Raw genomic sequence first — 17,642 nt, 5'->3', positions numbered from 1 at the left:
ATGACAATCGATGTGGAATCAAGCGTCCATGCGGGAAAGGCCATGGGGCTGTTTCTGGACGGATATAACTGTGCCCAGTCTGTATTTACAGCGTTCTGCGATCTGCACGGCATGGATGAAAAGGGGGCTCTGCGGTTAAGTTCTTCCTTTGGAGGCGGTATGGGGCGGCTGCGTGAGGTTTGCGGGGCGCTCAGCGGCATATTTATGACAGCGGGCCTGCTGTACGGCTATGACAGATAATGGAAGGCAATGCCAGTCAGAAAGTTACCGGGAGGTGTATATGCAGAGGTACGGCCGTTTTCTTAAAATCTTAAAAATAGCCGTGGGAAGCCTGCTGGCCATGGCTGCCGCCCAGGCGCTGGGCCTTAGGTACAGCTCCTCCGCCGGCGTGATTACCCTGCTCAGCATCCAGGATACGAAGCGGGAAACCTTACGTGTCACGGCCGGGAGGCTGTTAGCTTTCCTGGCCGCAATGGTCCTGGGGCCGGTATCCTTTGCATTGGCAGGATACCGGCCTTTGGCTATGGGGATTTTTCTTCTTATGTTTACTCCGCTGTGCATGAAATGGGGCATACAGGAGGGGATATCCGTGAACACGGTCCTGATGACCCATATTCTGGCCGAGGGTTCCATGGGAATGGCGGACATTGCCAATGAAGCTCTTCTGCTGTTTGTGGGAACGGGTATGGGAGTTTTACTCAACCTGTATATTCCGGGATCGGGGGCAGCCATACGTTCTGCCCAGAGGGAAATTGAAGAAAAGTTTATCTGCCTGCTGAGCCAGATGGCATCAGAGCTTGGGGAGCCGGGAGAGAATGGAGCACGGACGGACGGACACGGGTTTCAGGCCCTGGAACAGGCCCTGGAGCAGGGAGAGCGCAGGGCCTACGAGGGGATGGAGAACAGTCTTTTGGCGGACACACGCTATTACCTTGGCTACATGGGGCTGCGGAAAAACCAGTTTGCCATCCTGTGCAGAATGCGGGACTGTTTTTCGCGAATGGAGTCCAAACCGGACCAGGCGTCTGTGGTGGCGTCCCTGCTTGAATCCGTAAGCGGTTCCTTTCACGAAAGAAACAATGCCCTGGGATTGCTGGATGAGCTTGAGCAGGTGAAATTACAAATGAAGGCCCAGCCTCTTCCTGTCCACAGGCAGGAATTTGAGAGCCGGGCCTTGTTATACTTGAGTCTGCTGGAACTGGAACAGTTCCTGGTGCTGAAAAAGGAGTTTGCGCTGGGGCTGAGCCGGGAGGAAATCCGCAGATTCTGGGGACAGGCATAGACAACAGCAGCCGTTTTAAGCAAACCTTTTAGCTTAAGCAGGGGCGGCAAACTGTTCCGACAGCTTGTGGAACAGGGACTGGGCCTCGTCTCCCTGCCGGTTGATATAATCTGCTTCCGGAATCTCGATATCGTGAATCAGCACATTGCGAATCTTGCGCAGGGACACAATCTGGTTGATGCATTCCCTGTCCAGCAGATTCAGCCGCTTCAGGGTATTGATGTTGAAGGCTCCCCGCACCTTGGGGGAGTTTTTGGAGGAGACGCGGTTAAGCAGCTGTTCCAGGGGAACCCACTGGCTGAAGAAGTATTCCACTGCATGGCGCTCGTCCTCGCTGATGCCGTCCTGACCGGCCCGCAGCTCCTGGTAGATGTGGTAGCGCTTTTCACTTCCCGTAATCATCTGGTCAATGATCTGCTGGGAGATGTTGCGCCGGTCCTTCTCGAATTTCACGGATTTTAGTACCGGTTCCAGCTCTTTTACGCTGTTTATCTTCAGGCGGCTGCTGAGTTTGAACAGCAGCTCAATATTGCCCATGCGCAGCTCTATATCCTCGGGGCGGAAGTTGTTGCTGAGATAATTATACAGGTAGGAAGCCAGCTCGTACTGGGATCCGAACTCTGCGTTTTTGTTCCGTATGCGCTCATTGCCCGCGTTCTGAAGACGCTCCAGGGCAATCTCGCCGGCAAGGACCAGGCCGTTCAGCTCGTCCAGAATCGCCAGCTCCTCGTCGGACAATGTTCCCTGCAGGGGCTTGTAGACCAGGTCGTGCTCCACCTCGGACCAGGCGTGCATAAGGACCGAGGCCACCTGTATCTCAATGCGGGCCGTGGTATACTTTTTCTGGGAACGGTCCAGCGACTCCTCCCTCATGTGGGCCCGGTAATGGTTGGCCCAGTAACCGGAAAAACGCTTGTTATAAGAAGGCGCCTTGGACTGTTCCGGAAACTGTTTGGTTTCCAGAAGGAGGAAGAGGTCGTTAATAAGGCTGTCCGCCTTATCGCGGTCACCGGGGAAGTACAGTGACACCCTGACACCGCACAGGTCCGCAATATCTTCATATATCTCACGCATGTTTTTATAGGGGACCGACCGCCTGGAATTGCGTATGAGGACCTTGCTTTTCAGACGCCCCGGGGCTTTGGCGCGGGAGGTCACAATGGCCCGGATACCGGCTGCCTGAAGGGCGCTTTCCAGCTGCCTGGCAGCCATCCGGCCGGCTGTCTCATAAAAGTTTATCTTTTTCTTGTAATTCTCTATGAACTGGCTGATTAAATCCATATTTATTCTCCGTAATGCTTTGATACCCAATATTATATAACATTTTCAGAGGGAAGTCACCCCTGTGGTAACATTTAGGATAAAAAGTAAAAGCCCACTGGATTTAATGAAATTTGGTGTTATACTTAACACAATCTTCAGGGAAATGCCGACCGGGAGCAGAAACAGCGTCTGGATCGTATGTGGGGTACGCTGCGCGCCCCCTCAACGTGCTTCATACCTGCGGGGTGGAGACAGCCCGGGGATATCTGTTCAGCAGGCCCATATCCGTGTAGGAATATGAGGAAAAGTATCTGTAAGTGATATTGGAAGTGATATTGGCTCCGGCGCTGTAGTACTAGGTGACCGGAGCCATCTTGTTTTCCTGGCGCCACTGGCGTGGCGGGATGCCGTATGTTTTTTTGAAGGCACGGGAAAAATGGAGCTGGTTGGGATAGCCCACCGCATTGCTGATGTCGTTTATGGACAGTTCCGTGAGTTTCAGCAGTTCGGCTGCCTTGGTCATGCGGTAGCTGATAAGGAATTCCTGAGGACTCTTACCCACCGCGTCGCGGAAGATTTTGCCGAAGTAGCTGCGGTTCAGATTGCAGAAGGCCGCGATGTCCTCCACCGATATGTCGTTCTGGAAGTTCTGCTCGATAAAGGAGGTGGCTTCCCGTATATAAAAGTCCTGGAGACGGCCTGTTTTTAACAGTCTGCGGGAGGCGGAGGAGCGGGTCAGATAGTCCAGGAGCAGATAAAGATGGCCAATCAGGTGGAAGGGCGACTGGTCGGAGTGCCTGGCAATGTAGAGCATTTCATTTTTCAGTTCCAGGCTTAAGTCCCGGGCATTGGAATGGTATACAGGGGCATCCATGGTCAGTCCTGCCAGCTCCAGGGCTTCCTTAACACGGAGGCCGTCAAACTCCACCCAGGTGTACTCCCAGGGATGGTTCTTGTCCGCAAAGTAGGTGTTGATCTGTTTAGGATAAATCAGGAACCCTTCCCCGGTTTTAATCTGGTAGGTGTGGGACACACCCTTGGAATCCGTGGATATGAGGGTGCCTGTGCCGGATATGCAGTAGTGGAACAGATAGTGGTTCCTGGCGTAGGGACCGTAGGAGTGCAGCGGTTCACATTGTTCCCAGCCGTATTGATATAAACCCAAATCCACAAAACGTTCGTTGGGAAATATGGAAAACAGTACATTGTTCATTGCCTGAAAACCCCCTTTTTAATCATTATATACCCAAATGCCAGCCTATATCAAGTTATAGGTATAAAAATAGTATTTGGGTATATTTTTTGCGAAAGCAGAATATTTACCTGCTTTAAAACCCATGATATCATGTAGTTATCAAGGAAATCCGGATGGAATGAAGGCGACAAATTGGATGGTTTTAGAATAGAAGAAACAGGGATGACAGGGGGTATATTATGCTTAAAACGTTCAAAAAGGGATTGCTCACAGCGGCGGCAGCCGTGCTGGGGGCAGCTTTGCTGGGAGGATGCAGCTCCGGAACCAGAGCCTCGGACGGCTTGGTGCATCTGAACTTCCAGATTTGGGACAATGCCCAGAGAGGCGGCATGGAAGCGGTAGCCAGGGCTTATATGGATAAGAACCCGGAGGTGGAAATCCAGGTTCAGGTCACCAGCTGGGATGAATATTGGACCAAGCTGGATGCGGCGGCAGAGTCAGGACAGCTGCCGGACATCTTCTGGATGCACACCAATCAGATTCTCAAATATGCGGATTATGGAAAACTGGAGGATGTGACGGATTTATATGACGATGTGGAGCCGGACTATTATACCACCCATTTTTCGGATATTTCACTGGCAAATGCCAGGGGTTCCGACGGAAGGATGTATGGGGTTCCCAAAGATAAGGATACGATCTGCCTGGTCTATAACAGAGAGATGTTTGACGCGGCAGGAGTGGCTTACCCCGATGAGTCCTGGACGTGGGATGACCTGAAGTCTGCGTCTGCCCGGATTCATGAAAAAACCGGAAAATACGGATATATGGCATATGCGGATGATCAGCTGGGATACTGGAATTTCGTATACCAGGCAGGGGGATACATACTGAACGAGGATAAGACAAAGGCAGGGTTCCTGGATTACGGTACCAGGAAGGCCATGGAATTTTACATCGGCCTCCAGAAGGAGCCGTGGTGCCCTGACCAGAACTATTTTGCTGAGACAGCTCCGGGCAACGCGTTTATGTCAGAGCAGGGAGCCATGTACCTGGAAGGAAACTGGAACCTTATCTCCTTCATGGAAAATAACAAGGAGATGATTGGAAAATGGGACGTGGCCGTGCTTCCCAAGTGTCCGGACCCGGTCCGGGGAGACGGCAGGGCCACCATATCCAACGGCCTGTGCTATTCCACCGGAGCCAAGGGAAAGAAGCTGGAATACGCAAGGGATTTCCTGAAATTTGCAGGTTCTGAGGAAGGACAGAGGGTCCAGGGGCTGTCAGGCGCCGCCATACCGGCCTACAAAGGTCTGGAGGATACGTGGATAAGCGCCTTTGACCAATATGACTACAAATTGGATGTCCAGAAATGCGTGGATATGTTTCCCTATGGCGTGCAGAGCGTCAATAACGCATCCAGACCCAAGTGGAAAACCCAGATTAATGACCTGCTGTTAAAGATATACAGCGGCGAGCTGAGTCTGGACCAGGGACTGGAGGACATGCAGAAACTGGTGGACGAGGCAAAGGCGCTGTAATAATGGCAGGATTGGAGGAAAATGATGGGTAAGAAACAATGTTTGACAGAGGATGCAAAATGGGGCTATCTGCTTATTGCCCCTACGATAATAGGTCTGATTGTGCTGAACGTATATCCGTTCCTGCAGACCCTGGTACTGAGCTTTTCCACCACCCATCCCTTTGGGTACTATGAGGTCAGCGGGGTGGAGAATTACGTGCAGATGTTTGGAAGCAAGGAGTTTTGGAAGGCTACCTGGAATTCCATTTACTTCTGTATTCTGACCGTGCCCCTGGGAATATTCCTTTCCCTGCTGACCGCTGTTCTGCTCAATGCCAAGATTCGGGCAAAGGCGGCTTTCAGGGCCATCTATTTCCTTCCCATGGTGGTTGCGCCCGCAGCCATAGCCATGGTGTGGAAATGGATTTTCAACGCAGAGTACGGCATTATCAACCAGGTCATCGGAAGCAGGGTCAACTGGCTGACCAATCCGAAGCTGGTGCTCCCCGCCTGCGCGGTGGTGGCAGTCTGGAGCGCGGTGGGATATGACGCGGTTCTGCTGCTGTCGGGAATACAGAACATATCAAAGAGCTACTATGAGGCCGCCAGCCTGGACGGGGCTTCCAAGGTAGAGCAGTTCTTTAAGATTACGCTTCCAATGGTATCGCCCACCCTGTTTGTGGTGTTAATCATGCGGCTCATGGCATCTCTTAAGGTGTACGACCTGATTTACATGATGGTGGACCAGACGAATCCGGCCCTTACAAGCGCCCAGTCACTGATGTATCTCTTCTACCGTGAGTCCTTTGTGGCGGGGAACCGCGGGTACGCCTCCGCCATTGTCGTGTGGACCGTGCTGCTCATAGGAGCCGTGACAGCCTTGCAGTTCTGGGGACAGAAGAAGTGGGTCAACTATGAAGTTTAGGATGGAGGGAAATTATGAAATCACTGGAGACAAACCGCGGTATTAATACCGCCCTTGTGTATGCGGCCCTGGGAGCGGGAGCCCTGCTTATGATATTTCCGTTTATATGGATGGTGTTCACCAGCTTCAAATCAGCAGGGGAGAGCGTGCAGATTCCGCCCACCATCCTGCCAAAGCAGTGGATGAAGGAGAACTACCTGAGAGCCATCGCCTCCCTGCCCATTATGAAACTGTATGTGAATACGGCGCTGCTGATCCTGTTTCGGGTGCTCTGCGCGGTAGCGTTTTCCTCTGCAGCCGGGTTCGCATTTGCAAAACTTAAATTCAAGGGGAAAAACCTTCTGTTCTCCCTGGTGATTGTACAGATGATGCTGCCGTCCCAGATATTCATTATTCCCCAGTACCAGATGTTAGCCGGGATGGGGCTGACAAACAGCATGTTTGCGCTGGTATTTCCAGGACTGGTCAGCGCGTTCGGCACCTTTTTCCTCAGGCAGGCTTACATGGGCATTCCGGATGAACTGGGGGAGGCAGCATACCTGGACGGCTGTACCAAGTGGCAGACCTTTACAAAGGTCATGATGCCTCTGACCAAGGCCAGCATGGCTGCCCTTACCATTTTCACCGCGGTGTTCGCGTATGCAGACCTGATGTGGCCTCTGATTGCCAACACCGACCTGAACATGATGACCCTGTCAGCCGGCCTTTCCACCCTGAGAGGACAGTTTATCACCAATTATCCGGTGCTGATGGCAGGCTCTGTCCTGGCCATGGTTCCCATGGTGATTCTGTATCTGGTATTCCAGAAGCAGTTTATTGAAGGCATTGCAATGACAGGCGGAAAATAGAAAATGGAAATAGAGACGGAAATAGAGACAGATATATATAGACGGAGGATGACACATGGCAATACAGTATCAGGAAAATGGAAGGATATTCACCCTTCACACGGACCACTCCACATACCAGATGAAGGCAGATTCCTATGGGAATCTGCTTCATCTGTACTACGGAGACAGGACAGAGGGCTCCATGGAATATCTGCTTACCTTTGAGGACAGGGGGTTTTCACCCAACCCATATGAGGCCGGTGATGACAGGACCTATTCCCTGGATGCCCTTCCCCAGGAATATCCATATCAGGGGTCGGGGGACTTCAGAAGCCCTGCCTTTGCAGTGGAACAGGCCGGCCGATCCTATGGACTGAATCTGCGCTATGCCGGGTACGAAATATGCAAAGGGAAATACAGCCTTCCCGGCCTTCCGGCCATGTATGGGGAGGGGCAGGAGGACGCAGAGAGCCTTAAGATACGCCTGACAGACCAGGTCAGCGGGCTGGCGGTTACTCTGCTCTACGGCGTATTCCCCGGATACGACATTATTACCAGGGCAGTCTGTGTGGAAAATGGGGGGAATGGTCCGGCAGCCCTGAAACGGGTATACAGTGCATGTCTGGACTTCCTCCACGGGGAATACGACCTGATTCAGTTTTACGGACGCCATGCAATGGAGCGCAATTTCCAGAGGACCGCCCTGTGTCACGGCGCCCAGGTCATAGGGAGCCGCAGAGGGACTTCCAGCCACCAGTATAATCCATTTCTGATACTGGCAGGACGGGAGACAACGGAAACCTCCGGGCCCTGTTACAGCATGTCCTTTGTGTACAGCGGACCCTTTAAGGCAGAGGCGGAGACGGACCAGTACGGTCAGACCAGGATGGCTATGGGGCTTCAGGATGAGATGTTTTCCTATGAGCTTAAGCCGGGGGAGCGTTTCTTCGGACCTGAGGTAATCATGGGATACAGCGGACAGGGACTGGGAGCATTGTCACGCAGCATCCATAAGGCCATGCGCCGCAGCCTTTGCAGGGGAAAGTACAAGACCATTCCCAGGCCGGTGCTGATCAACAACTGGGAAGCCACCTACTTTGATTTTACCGGAGAAAAGATACTGGACATAGCAAGGCAGGCAAAGGACCTGGGCGTGGAAATGATGGTGCTGGACGACGGATGGTTCGGAAACCGGGATTCGGATTTTTCCGGGCTGGGAGACTGGCAGGTAAACGTAAAAAAGCTGGGCGGTTCCCTGGTCAGCCTGGTCAGCCGGATTAACGGCCTGGGAATGAAATTCGGTATCTGGGTGGAGCCGGAGATGGTATCTGAGGACAGCTGTCTTTACAGGGAACACCCGGACTGGGCCTTTGCCGTGCCCGGAAGGAAGCCGGTCCGGGGCAGAAGTCAGCTGGTGCTGGATTTTTCCAGGAAAGAGGTGGCGGATTACATTTTTGACAGTATATGCCAGGTCCTTGACAGCGCCCATATTGAGTATCTGAAATGGGACATGAACCGCAGCATAGCGGACGTATATTCGGCGGCAGGCAAAACGGCGGGAGGAGACAGTCCGGGCAGCGTCCTGTACCGTTATATGCTGGGACTCTATGACTTCCTGGAGCGCCTGACGAAGCGCTATCCGGACCTTCTGATTGAGGGGTGCAGCGGCGGAGGCGGGCGTTTTGACGCGGGCATGCTGTATTACACGCCGCAAATCTGGTGCAGTGACAATACCGACGCAGTGGACCGCATCCGGATTCAGTACGGCACCTCCTTTGGCTATCCGATCAGCGCGGTGGGTTCCCATGTATCCGCGGTTCCAAACCACCAGACAGGCAGAATCACGCCTATGAAGACCAGGGGAGTGGTTGCCATGGCGGGAAGCTTTGGGTATGAGCTGAATTTAAACGCCATATCAAATGAAGATAAGAAATGCGTGAGGGAACAGATAGACGCGTACCATAAATACTGGCATCTGATTCATGACGGGGCGTATTACCGGCTGACCAATCCCTTTGAGGACAGGGAAGCCGCCGCGTGGCTCTTTGTGAGTGAGGATAAGGGGGAGGCGCTGTTAAATGCGGTGATCCTTAAGACCCACGGCAATCCTCTGTCATTGTATGTCCGCCTGGAGGGACTGGAGCCGGAGGCCATGTACAGGGATGAGGATACAGGGGCCGTATATCCGGGAGCAGGCCTTATGTCGGCCGGAATGCCCATACCGTCCATGAAGGGAGAATACCAGGCGTGGCAGGTACATTTAAGGAGGATATGATAGGGATGAAGCGCGATAAAATCTACAAAGGACGCCTGGATAAGCATATGGATGAACTGAAGTGGCTGTATATGGAGCTCTACAACAGCCAGGATATGTTTGACGGGCTGTTGGAGGGAATGGAGGGGTTTTACGTGGAGCGCACAGAACGGCTCAGAACTCTGGATGCTTCCAGGGAAGAGGAACCGTGCTGGTACAGAAAGAGCTCTATGCTGGGCATGATGATGTACGCGGATCATTTCGCGGGCAGCCTGAAAGGCGTGGAAGGAAAGCTGGATTATATTGAGCAGTGCCATGTGAATTATCTCCACCTTATGCCTCTCTTAGATACCCCCAGGGGACGCTCGGACGGTGGATATGCCGTATCTGACTTCAGAAAGGTGAGGGAGGATTTGGGAACCATGGAGGACCTGGAACAGCTGGCCCGTGACTGCCACGATAGAGGAATCAGCCTTTGCCTGGATTTTGTGATGAACCATACGTCGGAGGAGCATGAGTGGGCGAGAAGGGCAAGGGCAGGGGAGAAGGAATACCAGGACAGATACTTTTTCTTTGACAGCTGGACGGTTCCCTCCATGTTTGAGGAGACAGTGCCTCAGGTATTTCCCACCACGGCGCCGGGAAACTTCACCTATCTGCCGGAAACAGGACAGCATGTGATGACCACCTTTTATCCCTATCAATGGGACCTGAATTACAGAAATCCCGTTGTCTTTAATGAGATGATGTTCAATTTCCTCTACCTGGCAAACCGCGGGGTGGATGTACTGAGGATTGATGCGGTTCCCTACATATGGAAGGAATTGGGGACGGACTGCCGCAATCTTCCCAGGGTCCACACCATTGTCAGGATGATGCGCATGATTGGAGAAATCGTGTGTCCCGGTATCCTGCTGCTGGGGGAAGTGGTCATGGAACCGGAGAAGGTGGCACCCTATTTTGGAACCGTGGAAAAGCCGGAATGCCATATGCTATACAATGTGACCACCATGGCAGCCATCTGGAATACGGCAGCCACAAAGGATGTAAGACTCTTAAAGAGCCAGATGGAGACGGTCAGTTCCCTGCCATCCACCTGCACCTTCCTCAATTATCTGCGGTGTCACGATGATATAGGCTGGGGACTGGATTACCCTCTTTTGGAGAAGTGGGGGATGAGACAGGTTCCCCATAAGAAATTTCTGAATGATTTCTTTACAGGCAGGATACCGGAGAGCTTCAGCCGGGGCGTCCTGTACAATGACGACCCGGTCACAGGCGACGCCCGGTTCTGCGGAACCACGGCCTCCATGTGCGGTGTGGAAAAGGCGGGATTCTGCCATGACAGGCAGGCCATGGAGGAGGCTGTCAGGCTGGATACCATGCTCCACGCATTCATGCTGTTTCAGTCGGGCATCCCTGTGCTGTACAGCGGGGACGAGGTGGCCCAGGTCAATGATTATACCTATAAGGACAATCCTGAAAAAGCGCCGGATTCCCGGTATATACACAGGGGAGATTTTCAGTGGGAACTGGCGGAACGGATAAATGAACCGGAAACAGTCCAGAATCGTATTTTCCATAATCTGGAACAGCTGGAGGCCATACGGGCCGGGGAACCCTTATTGGATGCCGGGTGTCCCTTCCGCACATTGGAGACTTGGGATAACTCTGTTCTGGGTATGGTAAGGCAGGGCGGCAGGGACGGAAAACTCATCGGTCTATTTAATTTCAGCGGAGAACGCCGCATTGCGTGGATTGATGAAAGGGACGGCATGTATGGGGATATGGTTACAGGAGACCTCATGGAAGCATCCGGCGTCAGTCTGCCTGGTTACGGATTTCTGTGGATGAAGCGTCAGTGCGGATGACAAAGCCATATTCCGCTGTGCTGTTGTCCGCCCACCGGCAGTTTACGCGGAACCCTCTCAAAATACCTGCTTCCATATAGGAAGACATATCAGAACTCAGCATGGCTGCCCCGTTGACATTCAGGGAAAAACCGGCTGTGCTGCCGGAACAGGCCAGGGTAAATTCCTCTGTGGCCTGTTCATTGTATTTAGGGGAACCGTCATCGTGATGCCGACAATGACACTCAGGTGCTTCTGATTGCCGGGCTCTCCGTTGCCATAATCAATGCCCTGCCGCACATTAAGGAACTGTGCGATGTGGTGGTGGCTGACAATGACCACGACGGCTGTGCCGAGGCAGTGGACCGTTACCTGCCGGATGCATGAGACTCAGGTTCGGCAGGCAGGCGGACCAGGAAACAGGCGCCTCCGTCCGGTGAATCCGATACGCTTATGGTGCCTCTGTGGAGCTGTACCAGTTCCTTTGCAATACTGAGCCCCAGCCCGTAATTCTGCTTGTGGCTTCTGGCGCTGTCTCCCCGGTAGAACCGGTTAAATATATGTTTCTTTGTCTCGTCGTCCATGCCGCAGCCCTGGTCTGATACGGTGAGGCAGACCATGCTCCGGCCGCGGGAGAGCAGATGCTTATCCGTCTGTACGGATGCGGCCAGACTGACACTGCGGCCTCTTGGCGTATAGCGCAGGGCATTGTCCAGGAGGACGGCAAAAATCTGTTCCAGGCGGTTTTCATCGCCGCATACCCTGGGCAGGGAGGTTTCGGGCAGGTCCAGCTTCAGGCAGACTCCTTTGTCCTGGTACAGCGGCTCAAACCGCTCGTAGATACTGATTAGAAGGGTATCCATGTCCAGGGAGGAGGTCCTGAGGCTCCAGTGTCCGGTGTCGGCTGAGGCCAGAAGCAGCATGTCGCCCACCAGACAGGACATGCGGGAACACTCCCGGTCCATATTATCCATGAATTTCTCCCTTTGGTCAGGGGCTGTCCGTGCAGCGCATATGCTGGAGCGGATGACCGCAAGGGGAGCCCTCAGCTCATGGGATGCTGCCGCTATGAATTCATTCTGTTGTTTCTGGCTTTCCGCCAATGGTTTTAAGGACTTTCCCACCAATACCCAGCTGACGGACATCAGCGCGGCGATGCCGGCCAGATTGAGAAGAAAGAACAGGATACCCTGCCGGTACAGGCCGAATCCCATGGGGTCCTTGTAGGCAAGCAGTGTCAGGCTCTGAAAGCCTGTCCGTGTGGGAAGGACAAGCACGCTGCCCAGATAGGTGTCATTGCAGTCCCCAGTCACCGTAAATACAGAGCTCCTGAGCAGGGATGAGGATACCGGCCTTGATGACGGGTCAATGCGCTCGGACATGGCGGCTTCCCTGGCCAGCATGATTAAAGTGTCCCGACCGCTGGCCGGAGTCCAGGAACCGCGGTAAAGGAGAGGCTTGCCGTTGTCCTCGATATGTATAATCAGGCGGTTATCGCTCTCCAGCCTGGACAGCCAGGTGCAGCTGATAGTGGTGCCGGACTGGAGCCGGGAGGTGATGTTAAGGATTTGGTTTTGAAAGGAAACCAGGTTTTTTTTGTTGAATTCCCTGGCGCTTATGACCAGGATGCCGATAACCACCAGGGTCAGAATCAGTCCGGTGGTAATGGTAAAAAGGGCGGTGAGCTGCCGCCGGAGCCGTTTAATCATGGGTCCCTCCGTTTTCCAGGCGGTATCCGATTCCGTGGACCGTCTTAATCTGGGGCAGGGCTCCTATGGATTTGAGGCGCCGCCTCAGAAAATAGATATAGTTGTCCAGATTCCCCTCCTCCACATCGGAGTCGGGACCCCATATGTAAGACAGAATCAGCCCTCTGGGAAGGACCTGGCCTGCGTTGCGAATCAGGTATTCCATCAGGGCGGATTCACGTTTGCTCAGCTGCAGGGTTCCCTGGGGACCTGTGAGCTCCCTTTTCTCCGGGTCCAGGCTGATGTTGGAGCAGGCGGCCGCGGGACTCTGCTTAAAATTACCCGGCCGCCTGGTTAGGGCCCGGATTCTGGCAAGCAGTTCCTCCGCGGCATAGGGCTTCACCAGATAATCGTCGGCGCCCGCGTCCAGGCCGTCAATCCTGTCGTTGATGCCGTCCAGGGCAGTGGTGATGATGACCGGCGTGGCAATATTCATTCTCCTTAAGCCGCCCAGGACGCTGAGTCCGTCCATTTGGGGAAGCATCCGGTCCAGTATGATTACATCGTAGGGGTATTCAGCCGCATAATAAAAGGCTTCCTGCCCCTGGCCGCAGCAGTCAGTCTCGTATCCCGCCCGCTCTAACTGGAGCTTTATGGCGTCACATAATTCCTTATCATCTTCAACCAATAAAATCCGCATTGTTCCATCCTCATTGTCATTAATATATGATACCATTATATCAGACAAATCTCTAAAAAATCTAAAAGAAATTTTTCCATTTTTTCAGTTTTTTTAGAGATTTGTTTGATATGATACATGGGACATGAATATTGTCCAGGAGGAGAATTACAATGAAAAAGAAACTTATGAGCCTGTGTCTGGCTGTCAGCATACTGGCAGGATGCCTGTGGGGATGCGCTAACCCGTCCGGTACAGCAGGCGGCAGCACAAGTGAACAGCAGACGGAATCAAAGAGACAGGAGGAAAAGCAGCAGCAGGAGGGCCCAAGGGGAAGATACGCGGAGAGCAGTATAGGCATTCCCCTGGAAGAAGGGGAGACAGCCGCCGATATCATCCAGACAGAGGACCAGGTCCTGGAGCTGTATACGATCAAGGACAAAAAAGCTTCCAGATACATATGGACGGGTGAAAAATGGGAGAAACAGGACAACAGCCTGCTGGAGGGACTGGAGTTTCCTTACGGGACCCTGCACATGATATGGGGGGAGGATGGAATCCGGTATGTGCTGTACCAGAGCGGGGATGATTATAAGACATTCATGATGAAACTGACAGAGGGGCAGGAGCCTCTGATGCTTCTGGACCAGGTCTTTTCCGCCAAAAATGAACGGGAATATTACGATGTGAGGCCTGACTTTGCGGCGGTGTCGGAGGAGGGACTTATTTTCCTGTCCCACAGCGGGGTGACGGACGTGTACACGCCTGAGGGCGACCTGGTTCTTACCCTGCCCCAGAAGTGGAGTTCCATGGAATGGAAGGGCTCGGGCCTGCTCATGGGGAACAGATATATCACGAACGGCGACAGCTCCTATATCAGCTACGATATATCCGGCATGTCAGCGTCCGCCAAAGAGGAGATACCATTCCAGTCACCGGATTTTGACATGTGGGCTCCCATGGCATCTGACGGAAGCGGGGGAATATACATTGCCAATCCCCGGGGAATCCACCATATGAATCAGGGGGGAAGCCTGTGGGAGACCGTGGCTGACGGCACCCTTAATTCCCTGAGCCTTCCAAGCGCTAATCTCAGGAAGCTGTTTGTGGGAAACCAGAATGACTTTTATGTCTGGATGACCCAGGATGATAAGGAAGAACTGAAACATTATACATATGACCCGCAGATGCCTTCCGTGCCCACCCAGACCCTGACTGTATACGGGCTGAATCTGGAAGAGACAGATACCATTCGCCAGGCAGCTTCCATGTTCCAGCTGGAACACCCGGATGTCAGGGTGGAATTGATTGACGGCCAGACCTCGGCAGGCAGCACCACGGTATCCGACACCATAAGGGCCCTGAATACAGAGCTTTTAGGCGGAAATGGGGCGGACCTGCTGGTTCTGGACGGTCTCCCGGCGGAGTCCTATATAAAAAAGGGGATTCTTGAGGACATGAAGGAATACTTAAGTCCCATGATAGCTTCGGGAGAGCTGATGGAGCAGGTGTCAAAGCCTTATACAGAGGAAAGCGGGAGTATTTACCAGATTCCCACCAGGATGACGCTGCTGGCTGCCTATGGGGACAGCCAGGCCGTAGCCAGCCTTGTGTCCATGGAAGCCATGAGAGCCTACCAGAAGGATTCGTCCAATCTTCCCCTGCGGCCCAAGACAAATTATGAGAGTCTGCTGCGTCAGATTCTGATGCTGAAATACGATGAAATCGTGGATATGCGCACGGGAAAGCCGTATCCGGATAAAATTAAGGAACTGTTGGAGACCGTGAAGGTCCTGGGTGAGGCAAACGGTGCCAAGCCTGCCTTTGACGAGTCTGAGGATGGTGGACGGGGCAATGTCTACAACCTTATTCCGGGAACGGATGGACTGATGACAAGCGAATACAACTGTGTGGACCAGGGTATGAGTGCCATTGCAATCGACAAGATTGGAGGCATGTACGATGTCCTGCTGCCTCTGGCAGTACAGAGAAAGCACGGATTCACTATGGAAAATGTAAATGCATCCTACCTGCCGGCAGGTACCATGGGAATCAACCAGGCCTGCCGGAACAAGGAGATGGCAAGGGAATTCATTCTCTTTGTGCTGGGACGTGATGTCCAGTCAAAGGACCTTTCAGACGGCCTTCCGGTCAATGCCCTGGCAGCCCGTGACTGGGTGGAGCGGGAAAATACAAGCGGTACATCCATTGCTGTCAGCGGAGCTGACGGTTACGAGCTGACAGGCAGCTGGCCCACAAAGGAAGAACGCCTGCTGGTATTTGATACCGCAGCCAGGGCGGATCATCCCATTCGGATGGACCGGGTTTTGACGGATATTATCATCAATGAGACAAAAGGATTTTTTGAGGGGAAACTGTCCCTGGAACAGGCAGCTCAGAATGCGCAGAACAAGGCAATGCTGTATTTTTCAGAGTAGAAAAGGCATAAAAAAATATTTTGGGAACCGGTTTGGCATCCAGCTCAGGAATATGAGGCCATGGCTGTTCCTGGCCCCAAGTCTGGCGGGGACAGCCATATTTGTGCTCATACCCTTTGTGAATGTGGTGGTCCGCTCCTTTTTCCAGGCAGTGGGCGGGCAGTTTGTGGGCATGGAGAATTTCATACAGGTCTTTCACAGCCAGGCATTCCGGCTGGCTGTGAAGAATACCCTGCATTTTATCCTGGTGTGCATCCCTGTGCTGATGGCCTTTTCACTGTGGGCAGCGGTGCTTGTGACAGCGGCCGCGGACAGCCGGAACCTGTATAAGACAACGCTCCTGCTGCCCATGGCCATACCGGTGGCCTCCGTTGTGCTGCTGTGGAAGCTGCTGCTTTATCCTCAGGGGCTCCTTGACCAGCTGGCGGTATGGGCAGGCGGGAGGGAACAGGACTGGCTGAATCAGGGAAGTGCCTTTTATATCCTGGTGCTGACCTATATATGGAAAAACACAGGCTACGACATGATGCTCTGGCTGGCCGGACTGGACGGAATACCAAAAGAGCTTTTCGAGGCAGCAAAGGTGGACGGAGCCGGTTCCTGGCAGAGCTTTTTCCATGTGGCTCTGCCGGGGCTTAAGAGCACGGCCTTTCTGGTGCTGGTGCTGTCTGTCGTCAATTCCTTTAAGGTGTTCAGGGAGGCATACCTTATATCAGGGGATTATCCCCATGAGAGTATCTACATGCTCCAGCACCTGTTCAACCATTGGTTTGTATCCCTGGACATTCAGAAGATGAGCGCGGCATCCGTGATGGTGGAGACATCCATTTTGATTCCGGTGCTGCTATGGACCTGGAAGAGGAAAAAGAGATGATAAAACGTATTTTGACAAATGTAGTCCTAATTTTGCTGTGCCTTTTTATATGGCTTCCCCTTTTTCTCATGGCGGGCAACGCGCTGATGTCTGAAGGGGAGATGCTTGAACGTTTCGGCGCTGTCTTTGGCATGGGAAACGCCCCCATAAAGGCAGCCCTTATTCCCTCCTATCCAACGCTAAGCCCCTTTGTGGAGCTGCTTGTGGATTCTCCGGGGTTTTATGTGATGTTCTGGAATTCCTGCCTGCAGACCGGGCTGGTGTTAGCAGGGCAGCTGCTTATAGCGCTTCCGGGAGCCTGGGCCTTTGCCCACTTCCGTTTTCCCGGAAAAAGGGCATTGTTTCTTTTCTATATCATTCTGATGATGCAGCCTTTTCAGGTGACCATGGTCCCAAATTATCTGGTCCTTAAGCAGTTCCATCTTTTAAATACCCATCTGGCGGTCATTCTGCCGGGAATCTTTTCCGCATTTCCGGTCTTTATCATGACAAAATTCTTTGCATCCATCCCAACGCCTCTCATAGAAGCGGCAAGGCTGGACGGAGCCAGTGACTTTTCTATATTTTTGAAGGTGGGTATACCAGTGGGACGGCCGGGAATCATTTCCATGCTGGTGCTGGGATTCCTGGAATACTGGAATGCCATTGAACAGCCCATGACATTTTTAAAGGAGCAGAGACTTTGGCCGCTGTCCCTTTATCTGCCGGACATTACGGCTGATAAGGCAGGCGCTGCCTGGTCTGCCTCGGTCATCATGATGATGCTTCCTGTCCTTCTGTTCATCATGGGCCAGGAGACACTGGAGCAGGGGATTGCCGCATCAGGAATCAAGGAGTGAGAG

Annotated in this window: 14 protein-coding genes and 1 pseudogene; 11 read left to right on the top strand and 4 right to left on the bottom strand. The window is 53.0% G+C overall.

All coding sequences use genetic code 11. The annotated features are described in order from the left end of the window. Together LA360_RS28155 and LA360_RS28150 are read left to right on the top strand one after the other, a co-directional pair. Complete coding sequence (locus LA360_RS28155) at nucleotides 1-240, top strand: C-GCAxxG-C-C family protein (RefSeq protein WP_022200789.1); 240 nt, start codon at nucleotides 1-3, stop codon at nucleotides 238-240. A 40-nt stretch (nucleotides 241-280) separates the two neighbouring features. Continuing rightward, nucleotides 281-1,282 (top strand): aromatic acid exporter family protein, encoded by a 1,002-nt coding sequence (locus LA360_RS28150; RefSeq protein WP_002584238.1) that lies wholly within the window; start codon nucleotides 281-283, stop codon nucleotides 1,280-1,282. Between the two features lie 33 nt (nucleotides 1,283-1,315). Here the strand turns inward: LA360_RS28150 and LA360_RS28145 are convergent, their stop codons facing one another. Beyond that, nucleotides 1,316-2,563, bottom strand: a complete 1,248-nt coding sequence (locus LA360_RS28145; protein ID WP_022200791.1) for a RelA/SpoT domain-containing protein — start codon at nucleotides 2,561-2,563, stop codon at nucleotides 1,316-1,318. Nucleotides 2,564-2,900: 337 nt separating this feature from the next. After that, a complete protein-coding gene (locus tag LA360_RS28140; RefSeq protein ID WP_022200792.1) occupies nucleotides 2,901-3,758 on the bottom strand; it encodes an AraC family transcriptional regulator in 858 nt (285 codons plus the stop codon). 221 nt (nucleotides 3,759-3,979) lie between these two features. Between LA360_RS28140 and LA360_RS28135 the strand changes: the two genes are divergently transcribed. The 6 genes and pseudogenes from LA360_RS28135 to LA360_RS28110 form a co-directional block, all read left to right on the top strand. Then, the gene (locus LA360_RS28135) at nucleotides 3,980-5,281 is read left to right on the top strand and encodes an ABC transporter substrate-binding protein (RefSeq protein WP_022200793.1); all 1,302 of its coding nucleotides are present in this window, start codon (nucleotides 3,980-3,982) and stop codon (nucleotides 5,279-5,281) included. 24 nt (nucleotides 5,282-5,305) lie between these two features. Beyond that, nucleotides 5,306-6,187, top strand: a complete 882-nt coding sequence (locus LA360_RS28130) for a carbohydrate ABC transporter permease (protein WP_002584234.1) — start codon at nucleotides 5,306-5,308, stop codon at nucleotides 6,185-6,187. Between the two features lie 14 nt (nucleotides 6,188-6,201). Next, the gene (locus tag LA360_RS28125) at nucleotides 6,202-7,035 is read left to right on the top strand and encodes a carbohydrate ABC transporter permease (protein ID WP_057570997.1); all 834 of its coding nucleotides are present in this window, start codon (nucleotides 6,202-6,204) and stop codon (nucleotides 7,033-7,035) included. A 55-nt stretch (nucleotides 7,036-7,090) separates the two neighbouring features. Next, nucleotides 7,091-9,292 (top strand): alpha-galactosidase, encoded by a 2,202-nt coding sequence (locus tag LA360_RS28120; protein WP_022200795.1) that lies wholly within the window; start codon nucleotides 7,091-7,093, stop codon nucleotides 9,290-9,292. A 5-nt stretch (nucleotides 9,293-9,297) separates the two neighbouring features. Further along, nucleotides 9,298-11,142 (top strand): alpha-amylase family protein, encoded by a 1,845-nt coding sequence (locus LA360_RS28115; RefSeq protein ID WP_112482615.1) that lies wholly within the window; start codon nucleotides 9,298-9,300, stop codon nucleotides 11,140-11,142. 219 nt (nucleotides 11,143-11,361) lie between these two features. Beyond that, nucleotides 11,362-11,508 (top strand): annotated as a pseudogene (locus LA360_RS28110) (HAD hydrolase family protein); the annotation flags it as partial. On the opposite strand, the gene LA360_RS28105 reads toward LA360_RS28110, so the two are convergent. Beyond that, on the bottom strand, nucleotides 11,490-12,830 hold the full coding sequence (locus LA360_RS28105; protein ID WP_112482553.1) for a sensor histidine kinase: 1,341 nt from the start codon (nucleotides 12,828-12,830) through the stop codon (nucleotides 11,490-11,492). The pseudogene LA360_RS28110 and the gene LA360_RS28105 sit on opposite strands and share 19 nt — an antisense overlap. Further along, the gene (locus LA360_RS28100) at nucleotides 12,823-13,509 is read right to left on the bottom strand and encodes a response regulator transcription factor (RefSeq protein ID WP_027640551.1); all 687 of its coding nucleotides are present in this window, start codon (nucleotides 13,507-13,509) and stop codon (nucleotides 12,823-12,825) included. Before LA360_RS28100 ends, LA360_RS28105 begins: the two co-directional genes overlap by 8 nt. Nucleotides 13,510-13,661: 152 nt before the next feature. On the opposite strand from LA360_RS28100, the gene LA360_RS28095 reads away from it, so the two are divergent. The 3 genes from LA360_RS28095 to LA360_RS28085 are packed head-to-tail and all read left to right on the top strand — an operon-like array spanning nucleotide 13,662 to nucleotide 17,639. Next, the gene (locus LA360_RS28095; RefSeq protein WP_089776445.1) at nucleotides 13,662-15,926 is read left to right on the top strand and encodes a type 2 periplasmic-binding domain-containing protein; all 2,265 of its coding nucleotides are present in this window, start codon (nucleotides 13,662-13,664) and stop codon (nucleotides 15,924-15,926) included. Continuing rightward, nucleotides 15,889-16,800 carry a carbohydrate ABC transporter permease gene (locus tag LA360_RS28090; protein ID WP_022200800.1) on the top strand — a complete coding sequence of 304 codons (912 nt, stop codon included), beginning with the start codon at nucleotides 15,889-15,891 and terminating at the stop codon, nucleotides 16,798-16,800. The genes LA360_RS28095 and LA360_RS28090 overlap by 38 nt, the downstream gene beginning before the upstream one ends. Then, entirely contained in the window at nucleotides 16,797-17,639 is an 843-nt protein-coding gene (locus LA360_RS28085) for a carbohydrate ABC transporter permease (protein WP_057571117.1), read from the top strand. The genes LA360_RS28090 and LA360_RS28085 overlap by 4 nt, the downstream gene beginning before the upstream one ends. Nucleotides 17,640-17,642: the final 3 nt, after the last annotated feature.

Source organism: Enterocloster clostridioformis (assembly GCF_020297485.1).
In the GTDB taxonomy this organism is placed as follows: domain Bacteria; phylum Bacillota; class Clostridia; order Lachnospirales; family Lachnospiraceae; genus Enterocloster; species Enterocloster clostridioformis.
Note: the sequence above shows the minus strand (reverse complement) of the source record. Positions and strands in the feature narration are given on the sequence as shown.

Coding starts and splice junctions, on each gene's coding strand:
- LA360_RS28085 (WP_057571117.1), top strand. CDS start 16,797: ATGATAAAACGTATTTTGACAAATGTAGTCCTAATTTTGCTGTGCCTT.
- LA360_RS28095 (WP_089776445.1), top strand. CDS start 13,662: ATGAAAAAGAAACTTATGAGCCTGTGTCTGGCTGTCAGCATACTGGCA.
- LA360_RS28135 (WP_022200793.1), top strand. CDS start 3,980: ATGCTTAAAACGTTCAAAAAGGGATTGCTCACAGCGGCGGCAGCCGTG.
- LA360_RS28145 (WP_022200791.1), bottom strand. CDS start 2,563: ATGGATTTAATCAGCCAGTTCATAGAGAATTACAAGAAAAAGATAAAC.
- LA360_RS28150 (WP_002584238.1), top strand. CDS start 281: ATGCAGAGGTACGGCCGTTTTCTTAAAATCTTAAAAATAGCCGTGGGA.
- LA360_RS28090 (WP_022200800.1), top strand. CDS start 15,889: ATGCGCAGAACAAGGCAATGCTGTATTTTTCAGAGTAGAAAAGGCATA.
- LA360_RS28130 (WP_002584234.1), top strand. CDS start 5,306: ATGGGTAAGAAACAATGTTTGACAGAGGATGCAAAATGGGGCTATCTG.
- LA360_RS28155 (WP_022200789.1), top strand. CDS start 1: ATGACAATCGATGTGGAATCAAGCGTCCATGCGGGAAAGGCCATGGGG.
- LA360_RS28100 (WP_027640551.1), bottom strand. CDS start 13,509: ATGCGGATTTTATTGGTTGAAGATGATAAGGAATTATGTGACGCCATA.
- LA360_RS28120 (WP_022200795.1), top strand. CDS start 7,091: ATGGCAATACAGTATCAGGAAAATGGAAGGATATTCACCCTTCACACG.
- LA360_RS28115 (WP_112482615.1), top strand. CDS start 9,298: ATGAAGCGCGATAAAATCTACAAAGGACGCCTGGATAAGCATATGGAT.
- LA360_RS28125 (WP_057570997.1), top strand. CDS start 6,202: ATGAAATCACTGGAGACAAACCGCGGTATTAATACCGCCCTTGTGTAT.
- LA360_RS28105 (WP_112482553.1), bottom strand. CDS start 12,830: ATGATTAAACGGCTCCGGCGGCAGCTCACCGCCCTTTTTACCATTACC.
- LA360_RS28140 (WP_022200792.1), bottom strand. CDS start 3,758: ATGAACAATGTACTGTTTTCCATATTTCCCAACGAACGTTTTGTGGAT.